Raw genomic sequence first — 14442 nt, 5'->3', positions numbered from 1 at the left:
GTCGCACCTGCGGCATACGGTCGTGCGTATGCCGCAGGTGCATCACCTCAGCAAGGCCGACGCGCGCCGCATCGCGGTGCGCGCACAGCTGCTGAGCGCGCCGCGGCCGACCGACCTGCGGGCAGTCCTGGGCCACCTTTATGCGGTGCAGGTCGACCTGGTCAACGCGGTCGCGCCCAGCCCCGAGTTGGTCTGCTGGTCGCGGCTGGGCCCGGCATACCGGCCCGGGGAGCTGCACGACCTGGTCGCGTCCGGGGAGCTGATCGAGTTCGGCACCTTTGTGCGCCCGGCGGCGGACATCCGCCTGTTTCGTGCCGAGATGGCGCTTTGGCCGGGGCGAACGCCGTTGCGGGACTGGGAGATTGCCCACTCCGAGTGGTTCGAGGCCAACTTCCTGTGTCGTGACGACATCCTGGCGCAGCTTCGTGCCGACGGTCCGCATCCGGCCGCCGCGTTCGAGGACACCTGCGAGGTGCCGTGGCGCTCGACCGGCTGGACCAACAACCAGAACGTCGTGCGGATGCTCGACTTCATGGCGGCGCGCGGAGAGGTCGCGGTTGCCGGGCGTGATCGCAGCGGTGCGCGCGTCTGGGACCTCGCCGAACGCGTCTATCCCGAGACCGATGTCGTGCCCGACGCCGAAGCGGTGGCCGAGCGTGACCGGCGCCGGCTGACATCGCTCGGTATCGCCCGGGGCCGCGCCGCCGAGCTGCCGTCGGGTGAGCGCAATGACGCCGGCCGTGCGGGGGAGGAGGCCGTGGTCGAGGGGGTGCGCGGGCGATGGCGGGTCGACCCGGAGCAGCTGGGGCAGCCGTTCCGCGGACGAGCGGCGCTCCTCTCGCCGTTGGACCGGTTGATCTTCGACCGCAAGCGGATGACCGAGCTGTTCGACTTCGACTACCAGCTCGAGATGTACAAGCCGAAGGCCAAGCGCCGCTGGGGTTACTACGCGCTCCCCGTGCTGTATGGCGATCGGTTCGTCGGCAAGCTGGATGCGAAGGCCGATCTGGACCACGGGGTGCTGCGGATCAACGCACTGCACCGCGACGTCGACTTCACTGCCGCGATGACCTCGGCGGTCGATCGGGAGATCGCGTCGCTGGCCCGCTGGCTCGCACTCGACCTACATTGGGAGTCGCCATGACCCTCCCGATCCTGATGCACACCGCGATCGATGCCACCGACTGTCGTGGCCTCGCGGAGTTCTACCGCGAGTTCCTCGGTCTGCACTACCGACCGGGGGACGAGGCGCCCGCAACCGGCGACGACGACGCCGACTGGCTGGTGCTGCTCGACGCCGACGGCGGGCGGGTGTTCGCGATCCAGCAGGTGCCGCACCTCAACCGGCCGACCTGGCCGTCGCATGTGGTGCCGAAGCAGATGCACCACGACTTCCGGGTGTCGTCCCGGGAGGAGTTGGAGCGGCAGCGCGCGCGGGCCGAGGCTCTTGGTGCCACCCTGCGTTTCGACCGCAGCGACGACCCGGACGAGCCGCTTTACGTGCTGGTCGACCCGGCCGGGCACCCGTTCTGTCTGCTGGTGTCGGCGGGCTGAGACCGCTCGCTCAGCCGAGCACCGGCACTTGCGCAACGTATGACGGCAGCCCCTCCGGCACCGGCACGCGCCCGGTGCCGACCAAGACCGCCTGCTCGTCGGTCCACTCCGTCGGGAACGGGGTCGACAACAACGCATCCACGGTGCGCCGGCCGACCTCCAGCGCCGAGGCAGGCAGCGGGGCGTCGGTGGCGAGGTCGAGTTGGTGCACGACGTTTTCGACCGCCCAGACGGCGAGGTAGTCGCCGCCGGCGAATATCTCACTGTCCCAGCGGTATTGACCCGCCGGCAGGGCAGCAATCCCGCGCAGTAGGGGAGCGGCGAGATCGCGCAGCTGCCGGCGCGCGGAGTCCGGGCGTCCGTAGGCATCCGCGCGCCGGCGTTGCGCTATCAGCACCGCGATCGGGTCGTCGTCGCCATACCGAGCCCGGAAGGTGGGCCAGTAGCTCGCGGCGTCGACGGTCGGCGGGTCGTCGACCCGGTCGACCAGCCCGGTCAGCATCTCCTGACATCCGCCGACGACGTGGGTGAGCACATCGAGGCGGGACCAGCCGCGGCACCGCGACGCATCGAGCAGGTCCAGCTCGGGGATGGCAGCCGTGGCCGCCAGGAAAGACTCGATCGAGTCCACGCAGGCCGTGCGCGCCTCCTCCAGAGGGATCGTGAGGGGATCAGTGCTCACGGGCGCTCACCGGCCGAGGTGTCCGCGCGGGTGATCGCGTCGAGGTCCCGCTCGGCGTAGCGCAGGTGCTCCCACTCCTCGTCGAGGATGGTGTGCAGGCAGCTGAGCGTCGTCTCGGGATATTGCGGCGCCCAGGGGTTGGCGCGTTGGATGCGCAGCTCCTCCGGCGTGACCTGCGCGAGGTAGTCGGTGACCATCCCCACGCGGTCTGCCCGGGCGGCGAGCACCTCGTCATACGTTGGCTTTTCGGTGGTGAAGTAGGACGTGTCGTTGCCGTCCTCCGCGTAGCCGTCGTAGGGCAGGCCGATCGGGTGATAGCCGGGGTCGCGCCCCAGGATCGACCGGCCCAGCCACACGTCGGTCGCCATCACCAGATGACGCAGGGTCTGCGCGAAGGACCACTCCTCGTCGACCGAGACGTCAACCGTGCCGGGCGGCATTGCCGCCACCCGCTCGGCGGTGGCCGCCCAGGCGCGCTGGAGCACCGCCCAGGCGTCGCGCAGACCGTCGGGCGTGTCGGCATGCCGCTGCCCGCGCCCCGGGAACCGCTTGTCCAGCTCGGCACCGACATAGGGCAGCACGTCGATGCCGTTGACGAGGAACGGCTCGTCGCCGTCGAAGAGCCACGGCGAGTCGACCTCCATGCCGGCGACGATGACTCCGCGCATCGACGCCTCCGACAACTCGCAACTGCGGAAACGCGCACCGCGCAGGTTGGCGTCGCGGAAGCTCTTGACGGCAGGTGGGTCTTCCGGTGTCGAGGTCATGACGACAGCCTCCCACCGCGGTGTGACAACCCACAGTCTTTCCCGCTCGGCGAGCGAGTGCGACAGCGGGCGGTTAGCGTGCTGTCAACCGCACCGAGGGGAGACACGCATGGGTCTGCAGGCTCGCCCACTCTTCAGCTTTCCGGCCAACATCCAGGTCGGGCAGGACGCCGCGCGTACCGAGCTGGTGCGCACCGCGGAGGCCTCCGGCTTCGACCTGTTCTCGCTGCAGGACCATCCCTACAACGCCGGCCTGATCGAGGCGTATGCCGGCACCGCCTTCCTGCTCGGCGCCACGACGACGATCGGCGGCTACGTCGGCGTCACCAATCTGCCGCTGCGCCCGGCACCGATGCTGGCCCGCACGGCCGCCGCGCTGACCGCGCAGTCGGACGGCCGCTTCGCGCTCGGCCTGGGGTCGGGCGGGTTCTGGCAGCACATCCCGCGGATGGGCGTGCAGCAGCTGACACCGAAGCAGGCGGTCGACGCCTTCGAGGAGGCGATCGAGGTCGTCCGCGGCCTGACCGGCGGCCCCGCCGCCGCCATGGATTTCACCGGAAAGCATTACCGGGTAGGGCATCTCGCGCCGGCGACGGTGCCGACGCCGCCGATCTGGACCGGGGCGGGCGGGCCACGGACGCTCGCGATCACCGGCCGCCTGACCGATGGCTGGATCCCGCAGCAGGGCGCTGACTGGCTGACGTCGGCCTACCGTGACGGCAGGGCGCACATCGACGACGCGGCACGGGCCGCGGGACGCGACCCGGCCGACATCATCACCATCTTCAACTTCGGCGGCGCGCTCACCGATCGTGACCTGCCGAGCACCCGCTCGGACGACGGTCGCTGGGTCGGCGGATCGGCGCGTCAGTGGGTCGAAGCGCTGACCTCGGCGGTGCTGGAGCATGGGGCCGGCGGCTTCAATACCGGCATCACCGACGCCTCGGGCGCGCTCGGCACCGACCTGATCCGGCGCTTCGGCGCCGAAGTCATCGCACCGGTGCGTGTCGCCGTCGCATGAGCCAATTGCGCATCGGCTCCTACCTGCCGGGCCAGACCACCTCGCCGGAGAACACCGCGATCCGCGCCGCCCGTGCGGACGAGCGCGGATACTTCGACATCCAGGCGGTGCACGACGATCCGCACGGACCGGACCCGTGGGTTGCCGCGATGCAGATGCTGGCGGTCACGGCAAACAGTGCCGTGCTGGTCGACGACGTGGTGCTGACCGACCCCGAGTCGGCGCAGGTGCGTGGGTGGGTGCGTGCCGCCGCGACCGCCGCCGCGTATGGCGCAGGCCGTCTCCAGGTCGGTCTCCGGCCGGCGCCCGGCACGGCTCCGGACGACGCCGCACGCTGGGCACTCGACGTGCGCGATGCGGTGCACGCGCACTGGATCCGGGAGCCCGCCACGGGCTTCCTGGAGCGGGCGGTGCCGGCCGCGGTCGATGTCGACTTCAGTGCCGTCGGCGACGACGAGGCAGGACTGGCGGCGGGAGTGGCGCTGGGCGCGTGGGGCACCTCGACCCGCGACCGGGATGCGGCGTCGATCGCGTCGTCCGTCGCCGGTCTGGTCCAGCGAGCTCGCGCCGTCGGCGTGGATCCTGCGACGGTGCGTCGTCGCCTCGGTGTAGTGGGCGTCTTCTCCAGCCGGAGCGAGGGTTTCCTGCACGGGCCGCCTCGGCAGTGGGTGGCCGAATTGCTATCGCTGGTGCGGGAGTTCGACTTCGACACGGTGGTGGTCGATCCGGCCGCGTCGGATCGCTACAGCGCGATGCCCTTCATCGCCCAGGTCGCGCCCGCGCTCCGGGCAGCGACCGGGTGGTCGCGCCGTGCTGCGGTTGCGCCACCGGTGATCGAGCGCGTCGGCTCGTGGGGAGACGCGGGTGGGCTGCCGGTCGCCGAGCGGCCCGGCGCTCCGGCGATCGCGCCGCAGCGCTTCGTGCCGATGGGCGAGCAGAACGCGCGGTGGTTGCGCAGCCTGCACGAGCACCTGCGGGAGGCACTTGCCGACATCCGGGCCGCCGTCGCCGCGGTGATCGCGGGTTCCGCGGCTCCGGAGAGCGCCCGGGCGTCGGTCAACGATGCCGCGCGTGTCGTGGGCCGGGGTGACCTGGCGCACGAATGTGTCTTGTTCTCAAGGGAACTCGAGGGTCATCACGGCAGCGAGGACACCCACATGTTCCCGATGCTCCGTGCCGTCGAGCCGGCGGTCGCGCCGGTGACGGAGCGTCTGGCCGCGGAGCACCACGTCATCGCGGAGGCACTCGAGCACCTCGACCGGCTGCTGGTGCGGTTGATGCACGACGAGAGTGACGATGCTGTGCTTGGCGAAATCGCTGAGTTCGCAGCGGTTTTCGAGCAGCAACTCAACTCCCACCTCGCCTACGAGGAGGATCAGTTGAGCGACGCGATGCGGCTGGTGGAGCAGGTGCTCTAGGGCTCATGCAGCTGACCTGAGCGCCGACTTGCGCATTGACTGCCAGTTGACACCATGGGCGCATGCAGACTCCGGTGCCCGATTACCTCCAGCAGATCCTCGCCGAGTGTGGCTCGCCCAACACCGGCGCCACCGCCGACTACATCCCCGAGCTCGCCGACGCGGACCCGGAGATCCTCGGCGTCTGTCTCGCGACGACCGACGGAGTGCGGTATGACGCGGGTGACGCCGACGTGCCGGTGTCGATCCAGTCGATCTCCAAGCCCTTCGTCTATGCGCTCGCCATTGCCGAGTCGGGCCTGGACGCGGTCCTCAAGCGGGTCGGCGTGGAGCCGAGCGGTGAGGCGTTCAACGAGCTGTCGCTGGAGGCGAAGTCGGGCCGGCCACGCAATCCGATGATCAACGCCGGGGCCTTGACGACGCACGCGTTGATCGGCGGAGGCACCGCGTCGGTGGAGGAGCGGGTCGAGCTGGTGCGGCGCGGGCTGTCCGGCTTCGCCGGGCGCGACCTCAGCGTCGACGAGCAGGTCTACGCCTCGGAGCTCGACACGGCATACCGCAATCGCGCCATCGCCAACATGCTGCGCAACTACGACCTCATCGACATCGAACCCGAGGACGTGGTGCGCGGATACACCCGGCAGTGCGCGATCTCGGTGACCACCCGCGATCTCGCCGCGATGGCCGCGACGCTTGCGAACGGCGGTGTGCAGCCGATGACCGGGCAGCGGGTCGTCGAGCCGGCCGTCGTGCGTCAGGTGCTCAGCGTGATGATGAGCTGCGGGATGTATGACGCAGCCGGCGACTGGATGACGACCATCGGATTTCCAGCAAAGAGTGGCGTTTCCGGTGGGATCCTGGGCGTGCTGCCCGGTCAGATCGGGATCGCCACGCTGTCGCCGCGGCTCGACTCGCACGGCACCAGCGTGCGCGGAGTGCGGTTGTGCGGCCGGATGTCGAAGGACATGGGCATGCACATCATGGAGCCGCCGCAGCCCGCGCGCTCGGTGGTGCGGCGCGACCGGGTGCTGCGTGCGCCGAGCGGTCACCACGTGCGGGTGCTCAGCCTGCAGGGCACCATTCAGTTCAGCGCAGCAGAGCTCGTGCTGCGGATCGTGCAGGGCAAGCTCGACGGCATCCAGCGCCTGGTGCTGGACCTACGCCGAGTCGACTCGCTCAACGACGTCGCCGAGCGCATGATCGCCGAGCTCGTCCGCCGCGTCCAGCTCGACGGCATCGCGGTGACCGTGCTCGATCCGGAGGACCGACTGCCGAAGCCGGACGCCGGTCAGCCCGTGCCGGACTATTCGCCCGACCTGGCGCCGTTCGCCGACCACAAGCGGTTGCGCCGTCGTACCGCCGTCGAGCGGCAGAAGCGCTGATCGCATCGCCCGCTCGATCGGCGACCGACTGATCGCAAACTGGCTCATCGCGTACGTCGTGCCGCAGTGCGAATCGCACTGGAAACACGAAGAATACGTGCCTCTAGAGGGTTGTCCCGCGGTTCGTACACCTGTATGATAGAAGCATGTCCACGCACCCGCTGCTCCGGTCCCGCCGGGTGGCGCATGCGACCTCGGCGGAGCTGCTGGCGGCGGCGCACGAGCTTGTCGCGGCTGCATTCGACCGCGCCCGCGAGGGCACCGAGTCGTTGCGGACGGCGGCGCACGAGACCGGCTCGTGGCCGCTCTCGGAGACATTGACGGCAGAGATCGAGGTCGCGCAGCGAGTGCAGAACACCGCCTGGGCGGCGCAGTCGGCCCGCGTCGCCCAGCTGGCCGCCGTGGAGGCGGTCGTCGAAATGGGCACCGGCAGGGAGCGCGAGATCACCCATCCGATCGGCGGCTACCAGTCGGAGTGGCTGCCGGTCGACCTCGGCGTTCGTCTCGGCTGGTCCGACCACCAAGTGCAGGACCGCATCAACGACTCCGTCGCAGCCATCACCTGCACACCGCGGTTGTTCGCGCAGACCGCTGAAGGGATGCTCGACAGCCGAAAGCTCACGGCCGTCACCGATGTCGTGTCCGCGGCGCCGGAGCAGGCGATCGCCACGGTCGAGGACGCCCTCGTCATCCAGGACTCACCGACACTGACGTCCACCAAACTCGCCCGCAGGGCACGCCGGCTCCTGACCGACGCAGATCCGGTCGAGGCAGATCGCGTGGCCGCGGCGCGGCGGGCACGACGCATCGACGTGACGTGCGAAGAGCATTGGGAGCCGGGGCTTTCCACCATCCGTGCTGTCCTGCCGACACAGACTGCGGCGACTGTGATGGCCGCAGTGACCGAGCTCGCCCGACAGTGGCACCAGGACACCACAACCGACAAGGGCATGCACCAGTGCCGGGCCGACGCGTTCAGCGATCTGCTGCTGAGCAACGCGCAGGTGTCGACCCGGTTGACGTTCCAGGTCCCGGTCGCGGCCGACGGGGCCGCGCGGCCCGACCCGGCGGCCACCCGCATGACCGTCGTCGACGGCCCGAGTGTGGCCGAGCCGGAGAAGGCGTGGGGTGCGCCGACCGCCGACGAGACGCGCCTGCTCTTCGACCTGGCGTCGTCGAGCCCGACCGGAGTGTTGCCGCCCGGTGCACTGGCCGGTGGAGATGCCCGATGGGGCGTGCGGGAGATCCCCGGCAGCTATCCCGACGACGTGCCGGTCTGGGAGCTCGACCTCGACATACCGCCGCCCGACGACCCGGTGGAGTTCCCCGCCGTGCTCATTCACGCACCAGCCGAATCACGCGGTGGCCCACCAGGTTTCGCGCTGTGCACCGATCGCCGCGCGGCGTCGTCAAGCGCTGTACCGTCGAGCAGTGTGCCGTCGACCGGTGCGCGCCGGACCGGTCCGATCCGCGATGTGCTGGTGCCGGGCGTCGGCGTCATACCTGCCGGAGTGGTGTGCGGGCTGACCGGCGCATTGGGGACGACGGTGTCACGGGTGCTGGTCGACGCGCGTACCGGCACCACGGCCGAGACCAGCACGTCCGCCTATCGGCCGCACGCCGGGCTGGCCCGCTTCGTGCGCACCCGCGATCAGCATTGCCGGTTTCCGGGGTGCACACGGCCCGCCTGGTTGTGCGAGCTGGACCATGTCGTCCCGTGGCCGGCGGGGCCGACAAGCGCCGACAATCTCCAAGCTCTCTGCAAACACCACCATCGCGCAAAGCACGAAACCGCCTGGCGGGTAACGATGACGGCGGATGGCGGGTGCACCTGGGTCAGCCCGTCCGGCCGCCGCTACCTCACTCATCCCGGCGATTGACCGCGTTTCAGGGCCTGGGCCAGCTGACCGAGTCGGCGCGACTCGCGGCTGCGGCGTCGCGCACCGCGTCCGGAGCTGCCGCCCCGAAAGCCGTCATCGTGAGGATCTCCCAGTGCGTCGGCACGTCGAGCTCCGCGGTCAACGCGTCCTTGTCGAAGGCCCGGAACTGCCGACCGGCCAGGCCCATCGAATGCGCCTGGATCGTCATGTGCGCGACCGCCTGACCGAGGTCGTATGACGCGAACTCGCTGTATTGCCAGTCGGTTCCCTCGACATACACCTGGCAGAGATTGACCACGAGAAGGCTGGCCTGGGTGGCCCAGGGGAGGCAGCTTCCGGCCAGGTGTGGGATAACCGCCTCCCATCGCGCGGAGGTGCGCAGCATCGGGTGGAACGCCCAGGGCTGGGAGTTGCCCGCCGACGGCGCCCAGCGCGCGGCTTCCAGCAGCGCATCGGTCTCGTCGGTCGACAGGACACGGTCCGGGTCGAACTCGCGCGGGCTCCACCGCCGGCGCAGCACCGGCATCAACAGGTCCATGGCGTGACCCTATGGCGTGGGCGTGGGCCGTGCCCGGCCCGCTCGGTGGTGTCACTGCCGGTTACGTCGGCAGCGGCTCGGGCTCCGGCGGCGTCGGGAACGGCCCGGGCTCAAGCGGAGGCTGTGGCGGGTCCGGCGGTTGCGGCTCCTGCGGGGTCGGGGGCGCCGGCGGGGGATCGGGGGTCGGGAGAGTGGTCATCTCTTCACCGTGCGACGTCCGGCCCCGGACGTGAAGGGGAGCGGCGCATGAATGCGGCCCGTCTCACTATATGGTCATCGCATTCGTCTGGCGGTCGACGAATATTCGGGTGCGCCGGATTCGCGGCGCGAGTTGAATCGGGCGCATGGCGATCACGTTGGAGACCGCGACGGTCGACACGCTGGAGGAGACGGTCGACGCGCTGGCTTCGTGGCAGCGCGAGGGCAACCCGGTGCAGATCCACCCGGGGGACCTCGGCTGGAACCTCAGCCTCGGCACGGCGCAGATCCTCGACGGCCTGCGCCTGTGGCGGCGAGCCGGGCATCTCGTCGCAATCGGTATGGACGACGAGGACGTCATCCGGATGGGCCTTGCCCTGGACGTGGACGACGACCCGGATGTCGCCGAGCAGTTGGTCGCGGACCTGTCGGACCCGACGAGCGGCGTGCTCGCCGCGACTGGGGGAGCGGTCGAAGCACGGTTTGGGACGGCATTGCGCGGGCTGCTCACTGCGCGTGGCTGGCAGGCCGACGAACCGTGGACTCCGTTGTGCCGAAAGCTTTCCGGGCCGGTCGAGGATCACGGCCTGCACCTGCGGACGCTGGACGCCGAGCACGCGCCCGAGGATCTCGTGCGGGCCCGGGTCGAGGTGCACCGCGCGTCGTTCCCGAACGCCGGGTTGACCGTCGAGCGATGGCACCAGATGGCGTCCGCACCGCCCTACCGCAATGCGCGATGTCTCATCGGGTATGACGAGGGCGGCGTCGCGGTCGCCGCCACCACCGTTTGGTCGGCGGGCGAAGGCCGGCCGGGCCTGATCGAGCCACTCGGCGCGCACCGCGACTACCGGGGCCATGGTCACGGGCGGGCGATCGTCCTGGCGGCCGCCGCCACGCTGCAGGAGATGGGTGCGTCGAGCGTGCTGGTGTGCACGCCGAGCAAGAACACCGGCGGAGTCGCGGCATACGTCTCGGCCGGATTTGTGCAGCAGCCGGACGTGCCGGACTTCCGTCGTCCGAGCTGATCCGGTGGACGCCTGGGTCCTGGAGCAGCTGCGTCCCGACGAGTGGGTGGCGCACAGTGAGGTGCTGCACGGCGGCATCAGCACTGCCGTGCGGAAACTGAATATTGTTTCAGCCGAAGGAAGTTCGCGCGCGTTGGTGTTGCGGTTGTATGACGACCGGGTGTCCCGACCTCGAGCCGAGCGACTGCTGAGCGACGAGGCCAACACGCTTCGCCTTCTCGGCGGGACGGACATACCAGCCCCTGAGCTCGTCGCGGTTGACGCCACCGGTGCGCGCAGCGGACGGCCGGCGCTCCTGATGACCTGTCTGCCCGGGCGAACACGACTGGAAGACAACGGGATCGAGCTACGAGTCGTGCAACTCGCCCGACAGCTCGTGGACATTCACCGGCTGGATCCGGGGGAGTCGCTGCCGTTCTTCGAGACGCTGAGCACCCCGGAGAGCGCGGTCCTACCCACGGGTGCCGAGACGCGGTTGTGGTCGGCTGCGATCGACCTCATCCGTGCGCCGGCCCCGTCATACGAGGGGAGGATGCTGCATCGCGACTTCCAGCCCGGGAACGTGCTCTTCGACGATGCGCAGCGTCTCACCGGGGTCGTCGACTGGGCCGCCGCATGCTGGGGTCCGGCCGATCTCGAGGTTGCGCACTGCGCAACCAACCTCGCGCTGCTGCATGGGCCCGCGTGGGGATTGCGGTTTGTCGACGCGTACGAGCGAGCAGGCGGCGCCCTCGCCGCCGAGCCGGGTGCGCGGCGCTATTGGCTCGTGCGTGACGTGCTGGCCGCATCCGAGGAGTTGCGCGAGATCTCGACGCCCTGGCGGGAGCTGGGTCGCCCGGAGCTCACGCCATACGTGCTGGGGGAGCGACTGAGCGCATACCTTCGCTCGGTCGTGGTGCTTGAATGACACCATGGACCACGTCGTCACTGCCCGCCGGGAGATCCGGGCGACACCTGCAGACATCTTCGAGTTCATCGCCGACCCCGCACTCCAGCCGCGCTGGGACGGCAACGACAACCTCGCCGAAGCGCCCAGCGGACAACGGGTTTCGGCCGTCGGGGACGTCTTCGAGATGACGACCACCAAGGGGCAGGTGCGGGAGAATCACGTGGTGGAGTTCGACGAGGGGCGGCTCATCGCGTGGACCCCGGCCGAGCCCGGGCAGCAGCCGCCCGGGCATCTGTGGCGGTGGGAGCTGGAGCCGACGGCGTCGGGCACCACGGTGACACACACCTACGACTGGACCCGGCTGACCGACGAGAAGCGAATTGCCCGCGCCGAGTGGACGACGCCGGACAGGCTGCAGGCGTCGATCGACCGGCTCGCGGCTCTGGCCGAAGGTGACAACTAGGCCTCAGAGTTCTGCCCGCATCGCTGGGAAGTGAGTCTGGGTGAATCCGGCCGACTCGTAAATTCTTCGACCACCCTCCGTGGCCATGAGTTCGGCCCTGCCGACACCTGTCGTCCGCGCCCACGCGAGTGCGGCGTGAAAGGCCCGCTGCCCGTGGCCCTGCCCGCGATATTGCGGAAACGTGCACACATTGCTGATCAGCACATCGCGGCCGTCCGGGACGCTTGGCGAAGGGGCCGCATCACGGATCGCAGCCACCGCGCAGGCAACCACCGCCGATCCGATATCGACGACGAAAATGCCGTAGTCGTTGCTGCCGACCCGGTCGCCGAACCAGGCTCTGGCCCTCGACCTCCAATGCTCACCGCTGGAGTCCGCGCCCATCGCCTGGAACATCTCCGACCGCAATCTGACCAACGCATCGATATCGCGCGCGCTTGCTCTTCGGACGATCACACGTTCCTCAGTCACACGGAGCAATCTACGGTTGCCCGACCCACAAGGTCGCCGATCCCGCGCGGGTAACATCGGCCAGTGGCCGTCGTCGTTGTCCCGTATTCACCAGCTTGGCCCGGTGAGTTTGCCCGCGTCGCACAGGTCCTGCGGCAAACGCTGGACAGGGTGCCCACGGTGCGCATCGAGCACGTCGGCTCGACCTCGGTGCCGGGCCTCGCCGCGAAGCCGATCCTGGACATCGACATCATCGTCGACGGTGCGCACCTCAGCGCGGCAATCGATGCGCTGCAGGGGATTGGTTACGCCCACCGAGGTGATCTCGGCATCAGCGAACGCGAGGCCTTCCACTCGCCTGATGACGACCCGCGACGCAACGTATACGTATGTCGCACAGGGTCGTTGAGCGTGCGCAATCATCTCGCCGTCCGTGCGGTGCTCCGCGCACGGCCGGACCTGCGGGAGGAGTATGCGGCGGTGAAGCTGTCTCTCGCCGCGAATCCCGACATGGACATCGACACCTACATCGCACGCAAGTCAGCGGTACTGCAGAAAGTGCTTGAAATCTCGGATCTGACCGAGCGCGAGCGGCGGCAAATCCTGCTGGTCAACGACCCGTGACCTTCGGACGGAGTCCAGGCGGCGGTCGGAGAAGGGCCTGGCGAGAGATCGACTACGCCGAGTCGCTCGGCAATCCAGTTCGCTAAGGATCACGCCGGCGAGGGCGCGCCGTCTGCCACTTCCACCTTCACGCCGGGACGTTTCTGCAGGTCGCGCACCGTGTCCGAGAACTGCGCATCTCGTACTGTCACCAGGACGACGCTCTGCTTCGGATCTATCCCCACCGTGAAGATCGACCGATCCCTGGCCATCAGCTTTGAAACGTCATCGCGTATCACGCCAAGGTCCGTCATGCCGTACCTCACCAGTTTCGGCCGCAGCCCGTGGGCCCGGATCTTGGGCTCGGAACTCTTCACGGTCGTCAGGACCACGATCTCGTTGCCCTCGACATAGAAGCCATCGACGCCCGGAAGATCCTTCACTTCAGCGTAACGCGCCGGCGGATCATCGACGGGCGCAACATCTCCAGGCGAGCTGACCGTCATACCCTGCGATTGCCCTGCGGGCATTGAGGATTCACTCGGCGTGCCCTGCTGAGCTAAGCCACATCCGACGAGCGCAAACGCGGCCGATGCGCCGATGAAGACGCTCGAAACCCGATACGCGCACAACTGAGATCACCCGCCCCTTCTGAGTTCCAGCTTACGGCGGAGTTCGAGTCAAGCACCGGTCATCGCGAACACTGCGCGACATGATGGGGGATTCACCTCTCCATCTCAGCTCAGCGGCAGGAGTGACTTGGCTGCCTCGAGCCCGACGATGCTGATGTCGTCACGACGCCGTCCCTGCCAGACTTCGCGGGTCAGCCTCCAGCGCTGCAGTTGGGCCGGCTCACCCTGTCGGGTCGCCCAGTCGGTGCCGTTGGGCTCGTAGCCGAGCGAGCGCGACACCGCGTTGGAGGCGTCGTTGTCCAGGAACGCGTCGCTGGCGGCCTCTCTCGCGTCGAGTCCCTCGAAGGCGAGATGGAGGATGGCCTCCCGCATCTCGCGACCCAGGCCTTGCCCGCGTACGTCGGTCGACAACCACGAGAAGGTCGTGACGGTGCCGATGCTCTTGAAGTGCAACGCAGTGAGCGTCTGCTCTCCGACCGGTTGACCGTCGAGCACCACGATGAAGTAGAGGCGCCAGAAGTCGTCATCGACCTGCGCACGCCGCTGCCAGATGTTCCGCAGCCAACGGGTGACCCTGACGTCTGGATCGGTTTCATAGAAGGACATCGGATCGTCATACGGTGCGGGCCGCGCGTGAGTCTTGCCAGCGCGCACCACATCGGCGAGTTCATCGAGCAGATTGTCGGTCGCGCTGCGCAGCTGCAGTTTCGGTGTGTCGAGACCAAGATCCAGCAGGCGGTAGTTGCGCATGGCGGCGTCCTCCTTCTCGATGGCGTTGTTCTGCCGAGCAAAGCGAAACCATGCCTGGTCCGCATCCGATTTTCGCTGCCGTGCCGAATCGCCATGTGGAAAGCTGCGGCGTGTGGCGACTCGACTTCCGTTGGAGCGATCGCGCGATGAGCAGGCCGACGAAGATGCGTTCCTTGCGCTCTATGGGGAG

At 68.9% G+C, this 14442-nt stretch carries 16 protein-coding genes; 10 read left to right on the top strand and 6 right to left on the bottom strand.

What is annotated here, in order from left to right:
* The first annotated feature begins 28 nt into the window (after positions 1-28).
* Both N2M23_RS14740 and N2M23_RS14735 read left to right on the top strand, forming a co-directional pair.
* Positions 29-1144 carry a DNA glycosylase AlkZ-like family protein gene (locus tag N2M23_RS14740; RefSeq protein WP_265446485.1) on the top strand — a complete coding sequence of 372 codons (1116 nt, stop codon included), beginning with the start codon at positions 29-31 and terminating at the stop codon, positions 1142-1144.
* Positions 1141-1554: a VOC family protein gene (locus N2M23_RS14735; protein WP_265446483.1), complete on the top strand. Its 414-nt coding sequence runs from the start codon at positions 1141-1143 to the stop codon at positions 1552-1554. Before N2M23_RS14740 ends, N2M23_RS14735 begins: the two co-directional genes overlap by 4 nt.
* A gap of 10 nt (positions 1555-1564) precedes the next feature.
* Here the strand turns inward: N2M23_RS14735 and N2M23_RS14730 are convergent, their stop codons facing one another.
* Together N2M23_RS14730 and N2M23_RS14725 are read right to left on the bottom strand one after the other, a co-directional pair.
* Positions 1565-2236: a maleylpyruvate isomerase N-terminal domain-containing protein gene (locus N2M23_RS14730; RefSeq protein ID WP_265446482.1), complete on the bottom strand. Its 672-nt coding sequence runs from the start codon at positions 2234-2236 to the stop codon at positions 1565-1567.
* Positions 2233-3003, bottom strand: coding sequence for a DinB family protein (locus N2M23_RS14725; protein WP_265446480.1), 771 nt, complete (start codon positions 3001-3003; stop codon positions 2233-2235). Before N2M23_RS14725 ends, N2M23_RS14730 begins: the two co-directional genes overlap by 4 nt.
* Before the next feature lie 109 nt (positions 3004-3112).
* On the opposite strand from N2M23_RS14725, the gene N2M23_RS14720 reads away from it, so the two are divergent.
* The 4 genes from N2M23_RS14720 to N2M23_RS14705 all read left to right on the top strand — a co-directional run bounded on the left by N2M23_RS14720 (position 3113) and on the right by N2M23_RS14705 (position 8704).
* Positions 3113-4024, top strand: coding sequence for an LLM class flavin-dependent oxidoreductase (locus tag N2M23_RS14720; protein WP_265446479.1), 912 nt, complete (start codon positions 3113-3115; stop codon positions 4022-4024).
* Positions 4021-5442 carry a hemerythrin domain-containing protein gene (locus tag N2M23_RS14715; protein WP_265446478.1) on the top strand — a complete coding sequence of 474 codons (1422 nt, stop codon included), beginning with the start codon at positions 4021-4023 and terminating at the stop codon, positions 5440-5442. Before N2M23_RS14720 ends, N2M23_RS14715 begins: the two co-directional genes overlap by 4 nt.
* 62 nt (positions 5443-5504) lie before the next feature.
* Positions 5505-6824 carry a glutaminase gene (locus N2M23_RS14710; RefSeq protein ID WP_265446476.1) on the top strand — a complete coding sequence of 440 codons (1320 nt, stop codon included), beginning with the start codon at positions 5505-5507 and terminating at the stop codon, positions 6822-6824.
* Positions 6825-6970: 146 nt separating this feature from the next.
* Positions 6971-8704: an HNH endonuclease signature motif containing protein gene (locus N2M23_RS14705; RefSeq protein ID WP_265446474.1), complete on the top strand. Its 1734-nt coding sequence runs from the start codon at positions 6971-6973 to the stop codon at positions 8702-8704.
* A 7-nt stretch (positions 8705-8711) separates the two neighbouring features.
* On the opposite strand, the gene N2M23_RS14700 is transcribed toward N2M23_RS14705, so the two are convergent.
* Positions 8712-9242, bottom strand: a complete 531-nt coding sequence (locus N2M23_RS14700; RefSeq protein WP_265446473.1) for a nitroreductase family protein — start codon at positions 9240-9242, stop codon at positions 8712-8714.
* A gap of 344 nt (positions 9243-9586) precedes the next feature.
* Between N2M23_RS14700 and N2M23_RS14695 the strand changes: the two genes are divergently transcribed.
* From N2M23_RS14695 to N2M23_RS14685, 3 genes are read left to right on the top strand one after another with little or no spacing between them, the layout of a single operon-like run.
* The gene (locus N2M23_RS14695; protein ID WP_265446472.1) at positions 9587-10465 is read left to right on the top strand and encodes a GNAT family N-acetyltransferase; all 879 of its coding nucleotides are present in this window, start codon (positions 9587-9589) and stop codon (positions 10463-10465) included.
* A 4-nt stretch (positions 10466-10469) separates the two neighbouring features.
* Entirely contained in the window at positions 10470-11372 is a 903-nt protein-coding gene (locus N2M23_RS14690; protein ID WP_265446471.1) for a phosphotransferase family protein, read from the top strand.
* A gap of 4 nt (positions 11373-11376) precedes the next feature.
* Positions 11377-11817 carry an SRPBCC family protein gene (locus N2M23_RS14685; RefSeq protein ID WP_265446470.1) on the top strand — a complete coding sequence of 147 codons (441 nt, stop codon included), beginning with the start codon at positions 11377-11379 and terminating at the stop codon, positions 11815-11817.
* A 3-nt stretch (positions 11818-11820) separates the two neighbouring features.
* Here N2M23_RS14685 and N2M23_RS14680 read toward each other — a convergent pair whose 3' ends face one another.
* Entirely contained in the window at positions 11821-12288 is a 468-nt protein-coding gene (locus tag N2M23_RS14680) for a GNAT family N-acetyltransferase (RefSeq protein ID WP_265446469.1), read from the bottom strand.
* A 63-nt stretch (positions 12289-12351) separates the two neighbouring features.
* Between N2M23_RS14680 and N2M23_RS14675 the strand changes: the two genes are divergently transcribed.
* The gene (locus tag N2M23_RS14675) at positions 12352-12891 is read left to right on the top strand and encodes a GrpB family protein (RefSeq protein ID WP_265446467.1); all 540 of its coding nucleotides are present in this window, start codon (positions 12352-12354) and stop codon (positions 12889-12891) included.
* Between the two features lie 89 nt (positions 12892-12980).
* On the opposite strand, the gene N2M23_RS14670 is transcribed toward N2M23_RS14675, so the two are convergent.
* Together N2M23_RS14670 and N2M23_RS14665 are read right to left on the bottom strand one after the other, a co-directional pair.
* Entirely contained in the window at positions 12981-13376 is a 396-nt protein-coding gene (locus N2M23_RS14670) for a hypothetical protein (protein WP_265446465.1), read from the bottom strand.
* Between the two features lie 231 nt (positions 13377-13607).
* Entirely contained in the window at positions 13608-14252 is a 645-nt protein-coding gene (locus tag N2M23_RS14665) for a GNAT family N-acetyltransferase (RefSeq protein ID WP_265446464.1), read from the bottom strand.
* Between the last annotated feature and the right edge of the window lie 190 nt (positions 14253-14442).

The organism is Flexivirga meconopsidis, assembly GCF_026162425.1.
Taxonomy (GTDB): domain Bacteria; phylum Actinomycetota; class Actinomycetes; order Actinomycetales; family Dermatophilaceae; genus Flexivirga; species Flexivirga meconopsidis.
The sequence above is the reverse complement of the archived record's forward strand: the minus strand, read 5'-3'. Positions and strand labels throughout refer to the sequence as shown.